The organism is Enterocloster bolteae (assembly GCF_002234575.2).
Classification (GTDB): domain Bacteria; phylum Bacillota; class Clostridia; order Lachnospirales; family Lachnospiraceae; genus Enterocloster; species Enterocloster bolteae.
Genome location: NZ_CP022464.2, coordinates 3,673,590 through 3,692,826 on the forward strand (window position 1 = coordinate 3,673,590; position 19,237 = coordinate 3,692,826).

At 47.3% G+C, this 19,237-nt stretch carries 21 protein-coding genes and 1 tRNA gene; 5 read left to right on the forward strand and 17 right to left on the reverse strand.

The window, feature by feature from the left end; genetic code table 11:
* Window positions 1–6 precede the first annotated feature (6 nt).
* Both CGC65_RS17245 and CGC65_RS31360 read right to left on the reverse strand, forming a co-directional pair.
* Window positions 7–1,626, reverse strand: coding sequence for a mannitol dehydrogenase family protein (locus CGC65_RS17245; protein ID WP_002564626.1), 1,620 nt, complete (start codon window positions 1,624–1,626; stop codon window positions 7–9).
* Window positions 1,627–1,851: 225 nt separating this feature from the next.
* Entirely contained in the window at window positions 1,852–2,001 is a 150-nt protein-coding gene (locus CGC65_RS31360; RefSeq protein ID WP_002564628.1) for a hypothetical protein, read from the reverse strand.
* Between the two features lie 428 nt (window positions 2,002–2,429).
* Between CGC65_RS31360 and CGC65_RS17255 the strand changes: the two genes are divergently transcribed.
* Window positions 2,430–2,648, forward strand: a complete 219-nt coding sequence (locus CGC65_RS17255) for a helix-turn-helix domain-containing protein (RefSeq protein ID WP_002564629.1) — start codon at window positions 2,430–2,432, stop codon at window positions 2,646–2,648.
* 58 nt (window positions 2,649–2,706) lie between these two features.
* On the opposite strand, the gene CGC65_RS17260 is transcribed toward CGC65_RS17255, so the two are convergent.
* The 6 genes from CGC65_RS17260 to CGC65_RS17285 form a co-directional block, all read right to left on the reverse strand.
* Complete coding sequence (locus CGC65_RS17260) at window positions 2,707–3,405, reverse strand: hypothetical protein (RefSeq protein WP_002564630.1); 699 nt, start codon at window positions 3,403–3,405, stop codon at window positions 2,707–2,709.
* A gap of 238 nt (window positions 3,406–3,643) precedes the next feature.
* A complete protein-coding gene (locus CGC65_RS17265; protein ID WP_002564631.1) occupies window positions 3,644–5,092 on the reverse strand; it encodes a glycoside hydrolase family 32 protein in 1,449 nt (482 codons plus the stop codon).
* 91 nt (window positions 5,093–5,183) lie between these two features.
* The gene (locus tag CGC65_RS17270; protein WP_002564632.1) at window positions 5,184–7,160 is read right to left on the reverse strand and encodes a sucrose-specific PTS transporter subunit IIBC; all 1,977 of its coding nucleotides are present in this window, start codon (window positions 7,158–7,160) and stop codon (window positions 5,184–5,186) included.
* Between the two features lie 185 nt (window positions 7,161–7,345).
* Window positions 7,346–8,344 carry a LacI family DNA-binding transcriptional regulator gene (locus CGC65_RS17275; protein WP_002564633.1) on the reverse strand — a complete coding sequence of 333 codons (999 nt, stop codon included), beginning with the start codon at window positions 8,342–8,344 and terminating at the stop codon, window positions 7,346–7,348.
* Window positions 8,345–8,565: 221 nt separating this feature from the next.
* Window positions 8,566–8,925, reverse strand: coding sequence for a YccF domain-containing protein (locus CGC65_RS17280; RefSeq protein ID WP_002564634.1), 360 nt, complete (start codon window positions 8,923–8,925; stop codon window positions 8,566–8,568).
* Window positions 8,926–8,930: 5 nt separating this feature from the next.
* On the reverse strand, window positions 8,931–9,383 hold the full coding sequence (locus tag CGC65_RS17285; protein WP_002564635.1) for a hypothetical protein: 453 nt from the start codon (window positions 9,381–9,383) through the stop codon (window positions 8,931–8,933).
* 451 nt (window positions 9,384–9,834) lie between these two features.
* Here CGC65_RS17285 and CGC65_RS17290 point away from each other — a divergent pair, with 451 nt between their 5' ends.
* Complete coding sequence (locus tag CGC65_RS17290; RefSeq protein ID WP_002564636.1) at window positions 9,835–10,527, forward strand: aspartate/glutamate racemase family protein; 693 nt, start codon at window positions 9,835–9,837, stop codon at window positions 10,525–10,527.
* A gap of 72 nt (window positions 10,528–10,599) precedes the next feature.
* Window positions 10,600–11,361 (forward strand): MBL fold metallo-hydrolase, encoded by a 762-nt coding sequence (locus CGC65_RS17295; protein WP_002564637.1) that lies wholly within the window; start codon window positions 10,600–10,602, stop codon window positions 11,359–11,361.
* Between the two features lie 171 nt (window positions 11,362–11,532).
* On the opposite strand, the gene CGC65_RS17300 is transcribed toward CGC65_RS17295, so the two are convergent.
* Window positions 11,533–11,605 (reverse strand) — tRNA-Ala (locus CGC65_RS17300).
* A 426-nt stretch (window positions 11,606–12,031) separates the two neighbouring features.
* Here CGC65_RS17300 and CGC65_RS17305 point away from each other — a divergent pair.
* Window positions 12,032–12,322, forward strand: coding sequence for a hypothetical protein (locus tag CGC65_RS17305; protein ID WP_002564638.1), 291 nt, complete (start codon window positions 12,032–12,034; stop codon window positions 12,320–12,322).
* 86 nt (window positions 12,323–12,408) lie between these two features.
* Here the strand turns inward: CGC65_RS17305 and CGC65_RS17310 are convergent, their stop codons facing one another.
* From CGC65_RS17310 to CGC65_RS17330, 5 genes are all read right to left on the reverse strand, one after another.
* Window positions 12,409–13,104, reverse strand: a complete 696-nt coding sequence (locus CGC65_RS17310) for a cell wall hydrolase (RefSeq protein WP_002564639.1) — start codon at window positions 13,102–13,104, stop codon at window positions 12,409–12,411.
* 153 nt (window positions 13,105–13,257) lie between these two features.
* A complete protein-coding gene (locus tag CGC65_RS17315) occupies window positions 13,258–14,052 on the reverse strand; it encodes an HD domain-containing protein (protein WP_002564640.1) in 795 nt (264 codons plus the stop codon).
* Complete coding sequence (locus CGC65_RS17320) at window positions 14,042–15,070, reverse strand: DNA polymerase beta superfamily protein (RefSeq protein ID WP_002564641.1); 1,029 nt, start codon at window positions 15,068–15,070, stop codon at window positions 14,042–14,044. Before CGC65_RS17320 ends, CGC65_RS17315 begins: the two co-directional genes overlap by 11 nt.
* A 128-nt stretch (window positions 15,071–15,198) precedes the next feature.
* Window positions 15,199–15,423, reverse strand: a complete 225-nt coding sequence (locus tag CGC65_RS17325) for a hypothetical protein (RefSeq protein ID WP_002564642.1) — start codon at window positions 15,421–15,423, stop codon at window positions 15,199–15,201.
* A 165-nt stretch (window positions 15,424–15,588) separates the two neighbouring features.
* On the reverse strand, window positions 15,589–15,852 hold the full coding sequence (locus CGC65_RS17330; protein ID WP_002564643.1) for a hypothetical protein: 264 nt from the start codon (window positions 15,850–15,852) through the stop codon (window positions 15,589–15,591).
* Between the two features lie 262 nt (window positions 15,853–16,114).
* On the opposite strand from CGC65_RS17330, the gene CGC65_RS17335 reads away from it, so the two are divergent.
* Window positions 16,115–16,774: a DUF3298 and DUF4163 domain-containing protein gene (locus CGC65_RS17335; protein ID WP_002564644.1), complete on the forward strand. Its 660-nt coding sequence runs from the start codon at window positions 16,115–16,117 to the stop codon at window positions 16,772–16,774.
* Between the two features lie 183 nt (window positions 16,775–16,957).
* Here CGC65_RS17335 and CGC65_RS17340 read toward each other — a convergent pair whose 3' ends face one another.
* The 3 genes from CGC65_RS17340 to CGC65_RS17350 all read right to left on the reverse strand — a co-directional run bounded on the left by CGC65_RS17340 (window position 16,958) and on the right by CGC65_RS17350 (window position 19,117).
* Window positions 16,958–17,242, reverse strand: coding sequence for a DUF1653 domain-containing protein (locus tag CGC65_RS17340; RefSeq protein ID WP_227124241.1), 285 nt, complete (start codon window positions 17,240–17,242; stop codon window positions 16,958–16,960).
* Window positions 17,243–17,322: 80 nt separating this feature from the next.
* Entirely contained in the window at window positions 17,323–17,667 is a 345-nt protein-coding gene (locus CGC65_RS17345) for an MmcQ/YjbR family DNA-binding protein (protein WP_002564646.1), read from the reverse strand.
* 286 nt (window positions 17,668–17,953) lie between these two features.
* Window positions 17,954–19,117, reverse strand: coding sequence for an SAM-dependent methyltransferase (locus CGC65_RS17350; protein ID WP_002564647.1), 1,164 nt, complete (start codon window positions 19,115–19,117; stop codon window positions 17,954–17,956).
* Window positions 19,118–19,237 lie beyond the last annotated feature (120 nt).

Below are 19,237 nucleotides of genomic sequence, written 5' to 3' on the forward strand. Positions count from 1 at the left end.
ATGTGTCTAAGCCTCTGCCAGATGTTTCTGAAGGGCAGCCCTTACAGCACCCTTGCCTGCAATCAGCTCAGAGAAAATGCTCTCCACATATTCGCCCAGCCCTGCCTCATACAGGTCCACTCCGAATATCTTGGCATCGCTTAAAACAGGCTGAAGCACTTCGTGTACATTGCACGGCTCTCCTACCTTTACGCCCTGCAGCTTCTCAGCCAGTCCCTCATACATGGGGTCCGGGCTTACGGCAAAGGTATTGCCCTCATCATCTACCCCCAGCAGGTAACGGCACCATCCTGCCTGAACCATGGGTATGAACTTAAGGGACTTCACATCCAGCTCAGGCCTTGCCATGTATTCCTTAATGGTCTCACCGAAACGGATGGACAGCTTCTGGGATGTGTCGCAGGCAATTCTCTGTGGCGTATCAGGCATAAAAGGATTGGGCACGCGGATCTGCAATACCTCGTCAATAAACTTCTTAGGAGAAAGAATGCCGGGATCCGTAACCACAGGAAGACCTTCTTTGTAACCGATGATTTCCACCAGCTTCACCAGGTCTGCGTCCTTCATCTCCTCGCTGATCTTGGTGTAGCCCAGGAGACAGCCATATACAGCCAGGGTGGTGTGAAGGGGATTCAGGCAGGTGCACACCTTCATGCGCTCCACCTTTTCTACGGTATCCCTGGTAGTAAACATGACGCCTGCATGCTCCAGCCTGGGGCGTCCGTTGGGGAACGCATCCTCAATCACCAGGTATTCCGCTTCCTCTGCATTGACAAAAGGAGCCACATATGTGTTCTTGCTGGTGACAATGCTCTCTGTATCTGTAAAGCCTGCCTCCTCCAGCATCTTCTTGACGCTGTCATCCGGACGTGGGGTGATTTTGTCAATCATGCTCCACGGGAAGGAAACATGCGCCGGATTCTCAATATACTCCAGGAATCCGCTGTCAGCCTTTCCGTTCTCTGTCCATGCCTTTGCATAAGCGTCCACAGCCGCATACAGCTTATCGCCGTTGTGGGAACAGTTATCCATGCTGACCAGGGCCAACGGAGCTGCGCCATGGGTATATCTCCAGTAACACAGGGCGGAGAGCTTACCGATATAACTGTCTGCCTGTTCCGGACCAGCCTCAAAATCAGCCTTTACGTCCGGGCGGAAGGACCCGTCTGCCGAAGTGATGCTGTAGCCCTTTTCTGTGATGGTGAAGCTGACCATCTGCAGGGTTTTACTGGCAAAAATATCCTTTAAACAGTTCCAGTCCTCCGCATCCTGGCGATCCACGGTCAGGGACTGGGCAAGGCTTCCAATCACAGTTTTCTCAATGGTTCCATTGGCTTTCAGTGTGACCAGGAGGCTTAAGTCATCCTGAGGCCTGTATGCCTTTTTGATGATTTCATAGTCATAACCTTCTGCCACGATGATTCCGGTCTTTTCAACACCATCGTTCAGCAGCTTCTGCTGACACGCTGCAGGAAATGCGCGGAAGATATTGCCTGCACCGAAATGCACCCACTGCGGACACTCTCTGGTAGCTGCCTTCATCGCTTCTCTGTCAAATTTTGGAAGTTCTATTTCTGCTGCTTCCCACTCTTCCTTATTCCTCAGTTCACTGTCTAATAAATGCATAACCATTCCCTCCTGTGTTTGTTGATTTCATGATTTAATATTACCACCCTGAGGGTGAATAATCCATATCCCTTTTTGTTCAATACATTGCAAAACTTGCTGTAGCAACCCCGTGATTTGTCAAAAACAATAAGGCCTGGTTTTACCGCATCAAAAAAGACCAGCATCCGCGCCGGTCTCTCCTCATAACTGCTGAACCTCAAAAAATACTGCATCGTCACTGAATCACCGCTGATACTGAATCACCGCTGATACATTGGAATTCTCTGTCTGGTCAAACAAATCATCCCCGTTAGCCGCCATTGCATTTACCAAAATCAGCATCGCCGCAAGCATGGCCCACGCAAAGCCGCCCAGTACCTTCCTGACTTTCATTCTACTCTGCCTCCTGGATTCATAAGCCTGATAACTGAAAATTACATGCTTAATTTCACTCCGTTATCCCATTATACAAACTTTTATGAAAAAAGCAAGTCCTTTTCCTCTTACACTGTCTTACATTTTCCTTAAAAGCCCTATATTTCAATGGATTTTACTGAATTAGAATTTTTTTCCATAAGGGGAAAACAACCTGATTCCAGCGTTCTTTAGATAGATTCTAAGGAAAATGAAGGGCAATGGGCAATGGATTTTGTCCGCCTGACATATGTCCATCCCCTCTCCCCTTACGGCTAAAATGGAATTTTTCACCTTTTTTGTAGGCAAATTCTGCATATCCGGGATATGAGCCATTTTTTTAGGTAAACTGAAATTACCTTATTTTTCTATCTATATAATATACACGTAAGAAAAGAGGATACACCGTGATTACATATGAACCTTTTTGGAACACGCTCAAGAATTCTGATGAATCCACCTATACCTTAATCTATAATCATAACCTGTCAAGCTCCACCATAGACAGACTCCGGAAAAACAAGCCGTTAAGCACCACAACGCTCAATGACCTCTGCCGCATTCTGGACTGCGACATCAATGACATCATATCCTACCAACGTTCTGAAAGTGACCAGTTTCTTTAGAAGGGACACATGCTTTCCTTCCTCCTTACCCGGTTTTTGGAGATGATTTGCTCCAGGCCTAATTGCCTTGGACCGCCGCGCTGCGAACAGCAATGGCTGAAGCCATTTCTATCACAGCATCCATACTGTCCCTGGCATCATCCTCCCAAAGTTCATAGAACACACCCTCATGCTCCCAGGAAACCAGTATACCGTGGATATCGGAATTTTCCACTGTTTTTTGGATTGTCATTTTCACCAGTTTCTCTCCTGCCCAAACCTCCTGCTGCAGAGTCCCCTCCTCGTCAAGGACGTAGTATTCCGAGGGGCCGCCTCCTGCCTCCAGGGAAGCCCAGGCCATGGCATCAGACTGTGTGTTTTCATCATGAAACTGAATCTGTACGGTATGCTCATCCTTCTGAATTATAACAGGGCTGCTGCATACCGTTACGTCATCCGGCAGCTTCAGACGCAGAACAGGGGCTTTTGCAGCTTCCTGCTCCGGGATATGCTCCGTGGTATGCTCCGATGCAGTCCCTTCCTCTGTTTCAAGCTCTGTCTCATGCCTTGTTTCATGCCCTGTTTCATGCCCGTTCTCATACCCTGTTTCAGACTCTGTTCCGGACTCTGTGCCCCCGCTCACCGCGGTCTGCTGGCCTGCTGACACAGATGACGCCGTCTCCTTCTGCGCACCTGTGCCGGGCGAGCACGCGCCAAGGCCAAGGCCTGCCGCAGCCGCGGCGGCGGCAAAATATAAAATGTATTTCTTTTTTCTCATATTGCAGCTCCTTTTAACCTGTTTGTACTTTCGGCTCATTTATGAGCTTAACGCCTTTGTACCTTTAAAAGCCATGAATCTGCTCGTTCTGTGTATCTACAGAATACCATATTTTTATATTACATGCCTCATTTTTTTATTCGTAAATTACTCCTTCCGCCCAAAGAAGTCCTTATCAAAAAAAGCCTGCCCGCAGGCACCCCGGGCAGACTTAAAAATTCATTTAACAAACTCTTTCTTATTCATATATAAAACCGCTGAGTTCATAGACACTTACAGTTCCGCAGCACTTCCCTTTTATCCGCATACCAGGACGGTCACCGTACACCCTTGTGGTAAAGACCTCCAGTCCATTATTTACAAATATTTCCAGCGAAGTGGTGTCTGAAAATATGCGCAGGTCCGTAAGCTGTTCCAGTAAAACACTGCGTCTTGTCCTGCCGCTTCCGCTGTTTCCCATGTCCAGGGTCAGCAGGCCATTTTGATAGGACAATGTGACATCATCCCTGATGGTCAGGCACATATCACTGCAGGACTCCATGGATAAACACGCCTCGAACACAAGTCCTGTTTCCACACCCTTCCCAAGCTCCCAAAAATCATAATCTCTTCTGTCCCGGCGAAGTTCCTTCATTTCCTCCAGAGGCTGCTGTAAAAGACGTCCTTCCCTCATATGAAGGAGGCGCGGCATGGTAAGGGCATGCTGCCATCCGGCTTTTACCGTCGGATTGGTATATTCTGCGTCCGGTATTCCCATCCAGCCTATGAGAATGCGCCGCCCCTGCTCGTCCAGAAAGGTCTGAGGCGCATAAAAATCAAAGCCCCGGTCCACCATTCCGGGAAACTGCGAATTCAGCCTGATGGTATTTTCCCTAAAATCATAGTCCAGACAAAAGACCGTGCACTGATGCACATTCTGATACTCTGTTCCCATGGGCTTCACCCCCTGGGGGCAGCAGACCAGGCAGAGCTGGCCGTCCAGACAGAACAAATCAGGGCATTCCCACATATAGCCAAATGTTTGTTCCGTCGTAATTCTATTAAAATACTCCCAATTTGTTAAATCCATTGACCGGTACACAAGGACCATTCCCTTGCTCAGGGCATCCCTGGCCCCCAGTACCATATAGTAATACTCCCCTTTTTTAAAGACCTTGGGGTCCCTTATGTGACAGCTCATGCCAGCCGGATAATCCTTGTGGTTCATGACCAGTTCCTTGGCAGAAAAATGATATCCGTCCCTGCTTGTAACATGAATGGTATTACTCACCCGGCCGCTCATAATATAATCGTAATCATCCCTGTCAAACAGCTTTACATTGCCTGTGTAAAAATAATGGATGGTCTTATCCTCCACATAAGCAGAACCGGAATATACGCCATGGGCATCCAGGTCCTGGTCCGGAAAAAGCGCCGGCTCCTCCTGTTTATAGTGAATGAAATCCCGTGTGGTATAGTGACCCCAGAGCTTAATCTCCCCTGTGGGCTCAAAGGGTGTATACTGATAATATATATGGTACAGTCCCTGAAACTGGCAGAGCCCATTGGGGTCGTTCATCCAGCCGGTTTCCGGCATCAGGTGGTAGGCCAGGCGGCTTTCATCCGCCCTGACCCTTTCCCTGTATTCCCGGTTGTCCCGGTACCATGCTTCATAGTCCTCCCTGCGGACCTTCTCATATTTCTTCAAGCTGCTTCCTCCTCACCACTGCTTTCTTCAGGCGGCATTCTTCTCACCACTGCTTTCTTCAGGCGGCTTTCTCCCTACCTGCGCAGCATGTTTATGCCGTCTTAACTGTCTTAACCGCTTTCACCGCCAGGTCCCCGCTGTCCGCCTGTCCGCCAGGATATACGGTCACATCCAGATTTCCGCCCTCAGGCAGAATCATCATAGTCTGCGGATTCATTCCCTTTTCCCGAATCAAATCCAGGTCAGCGGCAATAAGCTTATGGCCCTTCTTTACCTTATCCCCCTGTGCCACAAAGGCCTCAAATCCCTGCCCATCCAGCTGTACTGTATTGATTCCGATATGAATGAGCACTTCCACGCCTGTCTCAGATGTAATTCCCACCGCATGCTTTGTCGGAAACAGCAGGCTTATGGTGCCGTCGCACGGCGCGCATACCATGCCCCCAGCCGGATTGATAGCCACGCCGTCCCCCAGGGCCTTGGATGCAAAAACCTCATCTGCGGACTGTCCCACATCCAGGACCTGCCCTTTCATGGGGACATAAAGTTCAGTGATGATTTCCCGGGACTGCTCTATTTCCTGTGGCATTTCGATTTTTCGGGATATTTCCATGTCCGAGGCTGTTTCCGTTCCCTCAGCCCTGCCTGCATCCTTTTTCTCCGGGCCGTCCTCCCTGCCAAGAGCAAACTTTTTCCAGAACACCATGGTAAGGGCAAAGGAAACGCCCATGGACAAAATGATTCCAATGGCAAAATTCATATAGTGGTCAGGCTTCATGGAGATAAAGCCCGGAAGTCCTGCCGCGCCCAATGCCTGAGCCAGTGTCTTGGTGGCTGCCAGATAAGCGCTTCCTGCCGCCGATCCGGCCATGGCTGCATAGAATGGATACTTCAGTTTCAATGTCACACCAAACATGGCTGGTTCCGTAATGCCTAACAAGGCAGAAATACCGGATGCAGAGCAGATGGACTTCATCTTGTCATTCTTTGTCATAAGAAGCACTGCCAGGACCGCGGCGCCCTGGGCCACATTGTTCATGCTTGCTGTTGAGAAAATGAAGCTTCCGCCTGTATGGGCGCTGTCGGCCAGCAGCTGTGTCTCAATGGCAATAAAGCTGTGGTGCATGCCGGTCATGGTAATAGGAGCATATGCAAATCCAAAGAGTGCTCCGCCCACAGGTCCCAGAGTATTATAGAGCCATGTGATGCCTGAGGCCAGCAGATTGCCGGCTTCCCTCAGCACAGGTCCCACGCAGATAAAGGTCAGGAAAGAAGTTACCAGGATGGATAAAAGTGGGGTTGTCAGATTATCCAGCCAGGACGGCGTAACCTTGTGAAGCCGTTTCTCGATATTGGCCAGAATCCAGGAGACGGCCAGAACAGGAAGAACAGTTCCCTGGTATCCGATGGCAGCTATCTGAAAACCAAAGATGTCCCATACAGGAGGCTGTGCCAAGCCAATCTGGTATGCATTCAGCAAATCCGGATGGACCATAATCATGCCCATGGCCGCCCCTAAAAACGCATTTCCTCCAAACTTTCTGGTTGCGCTGAATCCAATCAGTACCGGCAGAAAGGTAAAGGGTGCGTTTGCAAAGGTGTTGATGGCCGAAGCCAGTCCCTGCCACATGGGGTACAGCTCAATCATTGACTGCCCGTTTACAAGCGGGGACGTCAGAAGGTTGTTAAGTCCCATAAGAAGACCGCCTGCCACAATAGCGGGAATGATGGGCACGAAAATGTCACTGAGCATCTTGATGAAACGCTGGACCACATTTCCCTTCCCCTCTTCTTTTTCCTCCGGCTTTTCCTCCAATGTTCCCAGCTGCTTCTGTACTTCATCGCAGACCATATTCACAATACCGGAACCAAATATGATCTGGAACTGGGATTGTGTGAGAAACACTCCCTTTACCCCTTCCAGGTCACTGATTGCCTCCTCGTTTCGCAGCCCGTTATCCCTGAGCTGAAAACGAAGTCTGGTGGCACAATGGGTAACTGACTTAATATTGTTTTTTCCGCCTACGTACTTGATGACCAGACTTGCCGTCTTTGCATAATCCATCATATTCCTTCCCCTCTTCTTACTATGATTTCCCTTTGCTTTTTGGTATCGGTTCCATAACTATATAATAGGGCATTCAACCCTTAATGTCAATATTTTATTGGCACCGGTTCCATTTTTGAGCGTAAAAAAATCATCTATGAATTTGTGCACTTTTCACATATCTTCTTCTATTTCTCCCTGCATGTTTAAAAATCACTTTGTTCTTTGACGCTGTGACCTTCTATCATTGTGTAATCCACTATCTGCTTTTTTGGCACCGGTTCCCGATGTATCATCTTAAGTATGGTTTCAGCCCCCAGATAACCCAGACCATAGGAATCAAAACGCAGGGTGGTCAGGTCCGGCTTTAACAGAGTGCTTTCATCATATCCGCCAAATCCTGCCACAGAAACATCCTCAGGAATCCTTAATCCTCTCTCCCCCAAAACATGGTACGCTCCAAAAGCCAGGCGGTCCGTGGCACATATGATTGCATCTACCGGACCCTGGTCCATCATTTCCTCAGCCATACGGATTCCGCTGGCATAGCTGTAATCCCCGGCGGCCGTGACCACATCCTTGATGCCCCATTCTTTCAGGCCGTCCATCACGCCCTGCTTGCGGTTGATACCCACGGCCACATCCAGGGCAGACACTCCCATATACCCAACCCGGGCCGGACGGGCCTTTGCCACACGGACTCCCATGGCCTTTCCTGCCCCGTAATCATCGTGGACAATGGAAATTCCCCCGTCATAGTCCTGTGCCAACACCACCACAGGCACAGGGCTTCCCTGTATCAGCTTACGGTGCGCCTCTGTTATGGTAATGGCGCTCAGTATGATGCCGTCCACCTTCAGCGTAATCAGTCTCTGAATATTCTTAAGCTCCAGGTCCACACTGTGGTCCGAATCCTTAATCAGCGTTTCATACCCCTGTTCCCTCAGGTAGCGTCCGATACTGGTCACCACACGGCTGGACACTTTTGAATTCAGGGTGGGAAGGACCACTCCAATCACATTGCTTTCCTTGGCCTTTAACCTGGCAAATGTATTGGGTTCATAATTATACTCCCTTATGATTTCCTGTATCCGTTCCCTGGTGGACTCTCTTACACTGCCTCCGTTAAAATATCTGGACACCGTACTCTTGGTAACCCCTGCCATATTGGCAATATCATCCATGGTAATCTTTCCTGATGACATATCCATCCCTTCACTTTCATTTGCTGTGATTATACTGATTGCAGCGGAAGCATAACAGACGCAGACTCCCAGTACGCCCTGCAAAGCGGGTATTGACAGCTGCGTCTGCTTCCCTGTTATCTCTTGTGTATTAGTATATCAAAACCGCGGCGTTCTGTCCTCTATTATCATAAAATAACTGCACTGTGCCTCATTACCCCGGTCTGTTTTCATACCACACCTCAGACAATCTGGCTTCCGAAGGGCATCAGGGCCAGTTTCGCCAGCTTGAACTGCTGCAGCCCAAAGGGTATGCCCACGATGGTAATACAAAGCAGTACTCCGATGATGGCTGACTCAATGGCCAGGGGCAAACCGGAAACCAACAGCCAGATAATATTCAGAAGCAGGGACGCCGCTCCCCCGCCGTAGACCACTTCCTTTCCAAAGGGAAAGAAACTCAGGCCCGCAAACTTAAAACACTGCAGTCCCACCGGTATTCCTATGATCGTTATGCACCACAGGCAGCCTGTCAGGAGCCAGGATAAGCCGCTTATACATCCGCCGAATATAAACCATAATACATTTCCAAGACATCCCATATACCTTACCTACCTTCCTGTTCTGTTTCCAGTGTCTGCCTCATCTCCTGGAGACGTTTCCTGATACCGCTCACCTGACGTCTGGCTTCCCTGACCTGGTTCAGAGCATCCCCTATTTTAGACTGCACCATCCAGTCAGCTATGACACCGTCAAAAAAGTAATCGGCAAAGGTCAGAAAACTTCCCACATCCATCTTTAAATCCCCGGTCAGGTTTACATCCAGCAATTCTCTCTTTAATCTGCGCAGATGTCCCCTTGCCTCATTCATGGCTGCCTGGGCCTCATCCATCCGGTTATGCTTAAACATGGTGCTGAAAAATCCGCCGCCCAGCATATCCCAGATTCCCCAACTGCTTGCCTTCTGCAGCAGTTCCTCCGCCTTTTGCAGGCTCATGGAAGCCATATCTGCTGCCATTAATGCCTCACTGATTTCCTGTTGTCTGCTTTTTCTCTCCATTCTTTTCTCCTTTCTGCGATAAACAATACCTTGCTGTTGTGCGAGGCAGGTATTACCGCCAGCTTTGCATCAGAGAAAAAAGACCTTTATGGTGGCTGGCTCCCTGCCACAATAAAAGTCTTGCACATTTCATTTTATACGGGTGCCTCCGGCACCGAGATGACGATTTAAAATCCACCTTCTGGTGGTTCGCTACTCCCTTTTATTGGAACTGATTATAGCATGCTGTATGATGAATGTCAAATACCATATGCTGAAGAATCTATTACATTTTTCTTAGCTGTTTTCTTAGCGGCCTTCTTAGCTGTCTTCTCAGCGGCCTTCTCAGCGGCCTTCTTCCGTCAGTGCATTACAATTGTTTTCCTTGATGCACTCCCAAGTCGTCGTTCCATAGCAAATGAATGTGTGATATAATTTACTAAATCAAATCGGAAACAGAGGAGGTCAAAAAGTGAAAACAATTGGGCTGATTGGCGGAATGAGTTGGGAAAGTACAGTTTCATACTACCAGATTATAAATGAGGAAGTTAAAAGACGGCTTGGCGGACTTCATTCTGCAAAGGTTATTCTTTACAGTGTGGAATTTGACGAGATCGAAAAATGTCAGTCAGACGGTGACTGGAAAAAGAGTGGTGACATACTGGGAACGGCAGCTAAAAGCTTAGAAGCTGCAGGTGCGGACTTCATTCTGATCTGCACAAATACAATGCACAAAGTAGTTCCTCAAATCGAATCCATGATACAGATTCCGATTATACATATAGCGGATGCCACCGCGCAAGAGCTTCTGGCATGTCAGATTCGGAAAGTGGGCTTGTTGGGCACAAAATATACGATGACACAGGATTTTTATAAGCAGAGGTTAATTGACAGAGGTATAGACGTTATCACCCCGGATGCCGCGGATATTGATATTGTGAATGATATTATCTTCCATGAACTCTGCGTAGGTAATATCAGGGAAGAATCCCGCAGACAATTCCAGGTAGTCATTGATAATTTAAAGGCAAAGGGAGCCCATGGTGTTATCCTTGGCTGTACTGAAATCGGACTTCTTATACATCAGACCGATTCTTCACTGCCTGTTTTTGATACCACCGTGATACACGCAAAACAGGCCGTTGAACTGGCATTAGAGGTTTAGTTTCCTTTATTTAAAATTAAATCTGATGGTTTAGACAATGAAGCAAACCGGCAAAGCGGGGGATATAAAACAATGGACAACTGGTTTACAATAGATAAAACAGACTCAAATACCTACATTATCAGTGAATACCGGCATTGGGAGGAAACGCACTGCTATTTGCTGAACGGAAGGGAACGAAGCTTGCTTATTGACACAGGACTTGGTATTTCAAACATATTTGATGAGGTCGTAAAACTCACGGACAAGCCCATTACGGCAGTTGCAACGCATATTCATTGGGATCATATTGGAGGACACAAATATTTTCCGGATTTTTACGCTCATGCTGAAGAATTGGACTGGCTGAATGGCAAGTTCCCTTTATCCATAGAAACAATTAAAGAGATGGTTGCTGACCGCTGCAATTTACCTGACGGCTTTGATGTAAACGATTATGAGTTTTTTCAGGGGGTGCCGTCAAAGATTCTGACTGATCATGATATAATTGACCTTGGCGGGAGGCAGGTTGAAGTGTTTCATACGCCGGGACATTCACCTGGACATTTGTGTTTTTGGGAGAAAGATACAGGGTATTTATTTACAGGCGATTTGATTTACAAGGATATACTGTTTGCCTATTATCCATCTACCGACCCGGAGGCATATCTTAATTCACTAAAAAAGATTTCTTCCCTGCCGGTAAAGAAAGTATTTCCTGCCCATCATTCACTGGATATACAGCCGGAAATCTTATTTCGTATGCGAAAAGCATTTGAGCAGCTTGAAGCAGACGGAAAACTTCATCATGGCAGCGGCACATTTAACTATGGCGACTGGGGAGTATGGTTGTAAATCTCCCCCAGCCGTGATGTAACTTCCCATGCCAAATAATCAATGGTGCTGCCTCACAGAGCGCAAATCTATACATCTTCCCATAAACAACAAATGCGAATGGCCTAAGCCATTCGCAAGTTTCATAATTAGTATATACAGAAAAATCTCTATTCTATGTACTCTGTTCAATGGAGCATACGGGATTCGAACCCGTGACCTCCACACTGCCAGTGTGGCGCGCTCCCAGCTGCGCTAATGCCCCGACACTCGTAGATAATACCATAAATCCGCAGGAAAATCAAGTACTATTTTTCCAATTATTCATACTTATTGAAAATTCGTAAATAAAAACTCATCTTTCCCACTTTTAATCCTTAAGGAATTTTATTCTTAATTTAGCTCCTGCTCAAACTTTTGTCACAATTTCCATGTATACTCTTATCCATAACAAGGAATTACTCCTTTTGATATAGATTTCTCTCATACTTAGCCGGCATGGTTCCTTCATGCCGGCTCCTCTCATATTCAGACATTTGCCACTTATCTTTCACCTGAAACATCCAAAGAATACTGTTTTTTCCCTTTATCCCCTTATTAACGGCATTTTCACACATTTTCTCTGCCAGCATATTATACGTTAGAAGCCAGACAAGCTTCTATAAATAAATCTGGAAAGGATGTGTATTATATGGCTTATCCAAAAGTTCATATTGTCAACTCTACGAATTTCAGTGTGAAAGGGAAGGTGAAATATGCCTCTGCCTTTTGTTCTGATGATAACTATGAGATAGCTCCATGGGGGAGCTGGACCGCCGGCAGCCGAGGGGTCTGCCTTCTTACAGAAGTGTCGGCTACTGTCCACACCCCAGGCCAGGATGCCAAAGCAACTCCCTATGAATCTTCCGGGACATCCTACAGTCAATTTGCCGTACTGCAGACAGCTCCCGGAAAATTCACCATGACCCGTATTGTGACCTAAGTCAAATGCCGGCGCGGCCCACGCCGTGCCGGCCCCCAATTATCTGCTGTAAATACAAAGATGATGTTGTACTGTTTCTTCTGCCATCAATAACAATAACTGTGATATCTGGTCCTCAGATATTCTCCCCTGCCCTGTCTGCCTCCTGACTGCCAGACCACATTGCCCGGCAGGATGCTCCCATTTTCCAGAAGCCACTTTGCATTGGCCCAATTGCTTGCTGTGGGCTCGCGGTAATAATTTCCGTCTCTGGTGCAGGAGTACTGCCCCGGTGCAAATACCACACCTTTGATGGTGTTGGGAAACCGGCCATGATTCACCCGGTTCAACACCACTGAGCCCACCAAAAGCTGCTCATCGTCCGGACAGTTCTGCGCCTCTCCGCAGATTACATGAGCCAGAATATAAAGGTCCTCTTCTGAATAAGAAGGGCGCCGTATCTCAATGCCTGAGAGATATTTTGTTTCTATATATGCATGTCCTGCCTCTGTTGTTATCATGGACCAATCACCGTATTCACCCAAAACCTCAAAGGATGTGTTCAGAAATGCCTGGTCCAAAACCACTGCCCCTGTGCTGAGTTCCTTATAAATATTGATTCCATCCTGGTTAGCAAACTTAATTGTCTTATGGGCTGCCTCCTGAAGAGCGGTTTTGAATTCACCCGCCACACTCTTGGCGGCGAGTACCATATCTGTCCCGTTTTCCTCTGCCTGCACTGTCATGGGCACTGCCAGTGATAAGGTCAGAGCCATGGCCCCCAATATAACGATTCGTTTCATATTTACTCCTTAAAATGTTTGAACTGCTTGAGCCGGTTACTTGCCAACTGCCCATGGTAATGGTTCTCTATTATATTCTGTCCCAAAATTAGCAATCCAAACATATTTAAGGTAATGAATGGAAAAAAGGCCGCCACCATGTGACGGCCCAGCCTATTCGCGTATCAGCCACCGGCCTGCTTCCCGCAATAATATATCCCTTTTGTTCTCCATGACTCCTTCTACCACCTGGTCCGCCAGCTTAGACAGCGTGCTTCCAATGGAGCTTCCCGGTGTATAACCAATCTGTATCAAATCACTTCCATTAATATCCAAATCCTTAATGTGAAACTGCCCGGTCTGCTCCACCACCTCATCCAGAAGGGCTTCCAAACGGTGGATTCTTGCCAGCCGTTCTGCCAGACAGGCAGGATTCTGGCCGCTTACATCACACCGGCGTACCTCCAGCAGCCGCCGGAACTGTTTTTCTCCCAGACGGTCCAGCCATGTTCTGATGCTTCGTCTCTTTTCGTGAAGGTCAGAGTCGTGGTATCTTACCAGCTCTACCACCGTATCAATGGTTTCTTCATCGAATTTCAGCCGTTTCATTACCTGATTCGTAATCCTGGCGCTTACAGGGCCATGTCCATAGAAATGCCCTCTGCCGTCCTCATCCTCAGTATAGCATTCCGGTTTTCCGATATCATGAAACAGTATGGTCAATGCCACAACAGGATCATCTCCTGCTGCTCTGAGGGCCGCTGCGGTATGCTGCCACACATCGTAGACATGATAAGGATTATTCTGTTGAAACCCGCACATGGTCTTTAATTCGGGAACCACAGTAAACAGGATATGCTGCCAGTTGTCCATTTCCAGGTTCTGGCCTTGTGTAAACTCCCATCCTCTTAATTCCAATTCCTTTATAATGCAGGCCGCGGATATTGGTATATCATGATTACAGTTCACCTTTTACCACCCTCTCATTTACACTGGCTGCAAAGTCATTGATCTTCCTGATATCCGGTTCTTCCGGCAGCGATGTGTTTTTCCGGGCATAATCCAGACGCTTTTCATATTCATCTACCATCTCAAAAAATTCCGGAACAGGCTGCCGGTTCTCATCCAGATACCGGCCATTTCTGATATCCATAAGAAGGTCGTGTTCCTTTTCACGGTAAGTCACAATCTGTTCCTTTTCCAGAATATCCAGGCACATCATGTACAGGCGGATCAGATGCATCATATGCTTACCCAGTTTACCATGCTCTATGGCATTCTGGTTTCTCTTTCCCACCTTGGCATATGATTTTACAATGCTCTGCATCTCTGACCACAGGCATTTATAATCCCTGAGCGGATAATGCCTCAGGGTAATGTCCATAAATATCTCACTATCATATTCTTCCTTAAGAGCTTTTCCAATATACAGCTTAACACTGTCCCCGGGCATATAAAAATACCGGTTCTTCCAGTCAAAGGAAGCATGTTCTATAGTTTTCAGTATATGTCTCTCATTATCCGTCTGTTCCACAAGCCGGGCCGCCTTGTTATCCAGTCTGCGCAGCTGCTGGTTTGCATATCCTCCAAAGGAATAAACCGCTCTCTGGGATAAGAATAAGTGGGCATGGTCTAACAGCTCCCTGCCCACTGGTGCTATATGCAAATAATGGTCTTCTCTGCCGCCCAGCATTTCTATGGTATTTGGATTACAATTGGTCAGCAGTGGAATCAGCTTGCGGAATGCATAGATAGTGGTATCGGTGTGCGGATCCGTTACCTGCCCAAAATCCTCATGAATCAGAATTTCCCTCTTGCTGTTCAGGGCACATCCGCGAATATCCAGATCGCTGGTTTCCATGCTGGTTCCATAGGCATGGCTTCCTCCCAATGTCAATAGGATGATGTGATGGCCCAGGTGTTCATCCGTTCTTAAGAAATCATATTCACTGGACTGCAGCCTTTCTTTTATTTGTCCTAAGGTCATACAATACTCCTTTTTCAGTATCATTTATGCCATTATAGCAGGACTGGTGGATGAAAGCAAACCAATTAGGACCTGTTTGCAAAAGATATGTGCACACAGGTAAGAATTATTTAGAAATTTGATTATGGTTAAAAGCGAAACGAGTACCCGCACCGGCACCCAATCTCTCCTGTATTATAAAGCTCGCCCTTCAGGCGCTTTATATGAGCCTTTTTTCCACATAGCGGACATACAAAATCCGCCTCCCCATACCCACCGGTGCTCTGCAATGCCTGCAGGGATGCCCTTATGAAACAATATAAATTTTCAATGGTCATCTCCTGTTCTATGTTGATTCCGCAACACTCCTCCATTCGTATACCTCCTGCCTGTTTTATCATGATGCCGGGGATTTGCTTAACCCTCATTGGCTCCTGCGGCAGCTGCCGGCCTGCGGCGCCATGCCCTGCGGTGCCATGCCCTACGGCGCATTCACCTTCAAAATCCGCGCCTCAGGAATACCCTCTTTGAGAATACTGCTACGTAAATGCATGCTGTAATCCTGACGGCAGCGGCGCAGATTCCTTTGAAAAATCCAGGAAGGACACGCTGTAAAACCCGTTCTCTTCCCCGTCTGCGGCCTGGGCCTTATGCCAGATATCCAGCGCCTTCTGAACCGTTATTTCTATATCATGATAATAATAGAGGTTAGCGCTGGTATGGGTCACAACGTCCGCAATCAAAAGTCTGGCATCATGGTTCTCAAATAAAACTTCATTCAGATTGTCCTTTGTGATTTTCATGTGGCTGCCTCCTGTCTTATATAGGTTTTTATAAGTTCCGGCCTGGTAGACTCAACAGACTCTGTATAGTGAGTTTATCTTCTTGAATCCGCCGAAAAGAACATATGTTCTTTTATATATTATATGATATCACAAACATATGTTCGTGTCAAGACATAATACAGCACTCATCGCTTGCAGGAATGTCCCAGTTAAACCATGAATCAATCATACATGGCCAACCATGCACATATATTGTAAAAACATATCATAAGAGGCTTTTATGCAAACCATAACCCAGCATATTCTGACAGACCAGATGGATTACCAGGACACCGTTGTGCTTAACTGCCAGATTCGTTACCCACAATTGAACGCTTCCTGCAATCAGGAAGCGATACAGGCCATAAACCAATACTATGTCACACAGGCAAATGAAAAAGCAAGGTACTGCCGCAGCGTATTATATCCCCAGGCGGCCGAGGAGGCAAATTACAGCCGCGTCCGCAATGTTCCATTTTTTCCATATGAATTTAATATAAGCTATGTGGTGACATATAACCAGGACTGTATTTTCAGTCTTTTTTCGGAACAGTATACCTTTACAGGCGGAGCTCACGGATCCACCCTGCGGACATCTGAGACCTGGGATGCCCAATCCGGCAGAAAAATGACGCTCAGCGACTTTTATCAAAACAATCCGTCTTATATCCAGGATATCCAGAATTGGATACAGTTTGAGATTGCAGAGAGGCTGAAAGCCAATCCCGGTACCTATTTTGACAACTACCAGGAACTCCTGCGCAATTCCTTCCATCCGGAGAATTTTTATTTGACACCAGGCGGGATCGTCATTTACTACCAACAGTATGATATTGCCCCTTATTCCAGCGGCATACCGGAATTCCTGCTGCCCTTTGATGCAGACACTTCTAATGTATAACGAATCCCTCACCATCCAAATGGGAGTACCGCCATGATGACGATACCCCCATTTTTTGGTTTTCCCTGTATTTCCCTTATCTGCCTTTCTGACTCTCACAGGTCCCGCGTTCTCTGCCCCGCTGCGGCTGCATCTGACCCTATTTCATCAGCAGGCAAGGCTCCCGCTGAATCCGGCACCTCTCTAACTGCTCACAGCTTCAAATCTCATACGCTGTCTGATTTCCGGATACTTTGCCCTGTCCACCTCAGAAAAAAACATTTCAGCCGGCCTGGCAAAGGTTCCAAACTCCCCGTACAGCGCCTGATAGATGACCAGGAGCTCTCCTGTCTCCGTATGATGGGCCATGTCCCTGACCACATAGAGATATCGGTTCGTCTTTTTTTCCTCTGCCGATAATGTTTCCCTCTTAAAATGTCTGACAATTGTGCCAGGTCCGATTCCCGTGTGTTCATTCTGTCTGTTCATCCTTATTCCCCTGTCCTGTATTATTTTGTTCTCCCTTTGGATTAAATACCATACCGGAAGCTGCCCGTTCATGCAAGGACTTATCTCTTTTTACTGCAATCTCCTGTCAAATCATAGCTTTCACCTATCATCCGTTTGATATCCTCATCCGGGACACTCCCATCCAAAACCACCGTATTCCAGTGCTTTTTATTCAAATGATACCCTGGCCGCACACCGGAATAGGCCTTGCGCCAAAATTCAATCCATTCAGGCGCGCATTTCAGATTAATGCAGACCTGTCCCTCCCGCCGGTATATCCAGGCAAATACCCGCTTATTGCCCCGGTGGCGTATGACAGTCCATTCATGGTCCCTGAAGGGATAGTCCTCATATACATCTTTATAGGTAAGACAATATGTAATTAAATCGCTCTTTGTCTCCATCCGCCCTCACTCCTTTATCAATCACACCATGGTTATATCCATTCTCCGCTTCATCCCCCAAAACAGACAGTTCCTCATGGAGCCAGCTTTATAATCCTAGATTATACCAGATTTAACTCCATAAAACCATCCCGTAAAACACAGTTCAGTTAATGTGCAGATAATGTTATGGAATCATGCCTGAGACAGCATCCGAAATAACGTTTGAAATAATACCTGCATAAAGCCATGGAGCGTGCCGGAGGACTGTTTCCTCCGTCTCCACGCTCCAGGCCGCATTTTTTGCTTAATACCACCGCACCATGGGCAGTTCATTGTTTACACCCTTGCTCACCAGTATCTGATGAAGGTCAATGACTCCATTGTGGAATGTTGCCGCGCAGGAGCACAAATACAAATCCCACATGCGGACAAATTCCTCGTCGAACATGTCCTTTATTTCCTTTTCATGTTCCTTGAAATTCTTTTCCCAGCACAGCAATGTCTTGTTGTAATGGTTTCTCAGGTTCTCCACATCCAAAATATGAAAGTCATGTTCCGCCATCAGGGATATGATTTCCCTGAGACTGGGGATGACCCCACCCGGAAATATATATTTCTTTATCCATGGATCCCCTGCGTGCTCCTTCTGGCTGCTGATAAAATGGAGCAGGAATACGCCGCCCGGATTCAGCACCTTGTCCACACAGTCCATAAACCTGCCGTAATTTTCCCTTCCCACATGCTCCACCATGCCCACGCTGACCACACGGTCAAATTTCATGCCGCTTTGGGGTAAATCTCTGTAGTCCATGAGCCGGACATCCAGCAGATGTTCCAGCCCTTCCTCTTCTATACGCTTTTTAAAGCCGTCATACTGCTCCGTACTGAGGGTAATGCCGGTTCCCCTGGCTCCGTATTCCCTGGCCGCCCTGATTAAGAGAAATCCCCATCCGCAGCCCACATCCAGAAGGCTCATGCCCTCTTCCAGCGCCAGCTTCTTCAGAATATAATCTGTTTTATTCACCTGGGCCTCATAGAGGGTATCATTTTCTGTCTTAAAATAACCGCAGGAGTAGTTCATGGTTTCGTCCAGCCAAAGCCTGTAAAAATCATTGCCGATATCGTAGTGGGAGGACACCTCCATCTTCTGGTTTTTTCTGGAATTAGAGGGATGAAGGAGCTTTCTCAGATGCAGGCGGTTGACGGAAAAACGGTCCATCTGCCCCAGGAAATGGTCCAGGGCCTCATACAGACTCCCTTCCACCTCCAGCTTGCCCTTCATATAGGCTTCTCCCAAGGCCAGGGAGGTGCTGTCCATCAGCTTCTTCACCGGTATGGTTTCCCTGATGTCAACAGCAAACATAGGGTTGCCGTGACCTACCCGGTCTTCGTGATCCTTCCATTTTACCAGAAAGGGATAATCGGTAAATCGGTTCAGAAATTGAACCATTGCCTTCTCTTCTAACATACTGGTATCACACATCCTTTCTTCCAGTATTATCCCCTTCTGGAAATAGAATATTCGCAGCACGGTCCAAACTGTTGCAAATACACACATAAAACCCCGGAGAGCCTAAGCCCTCCGGGG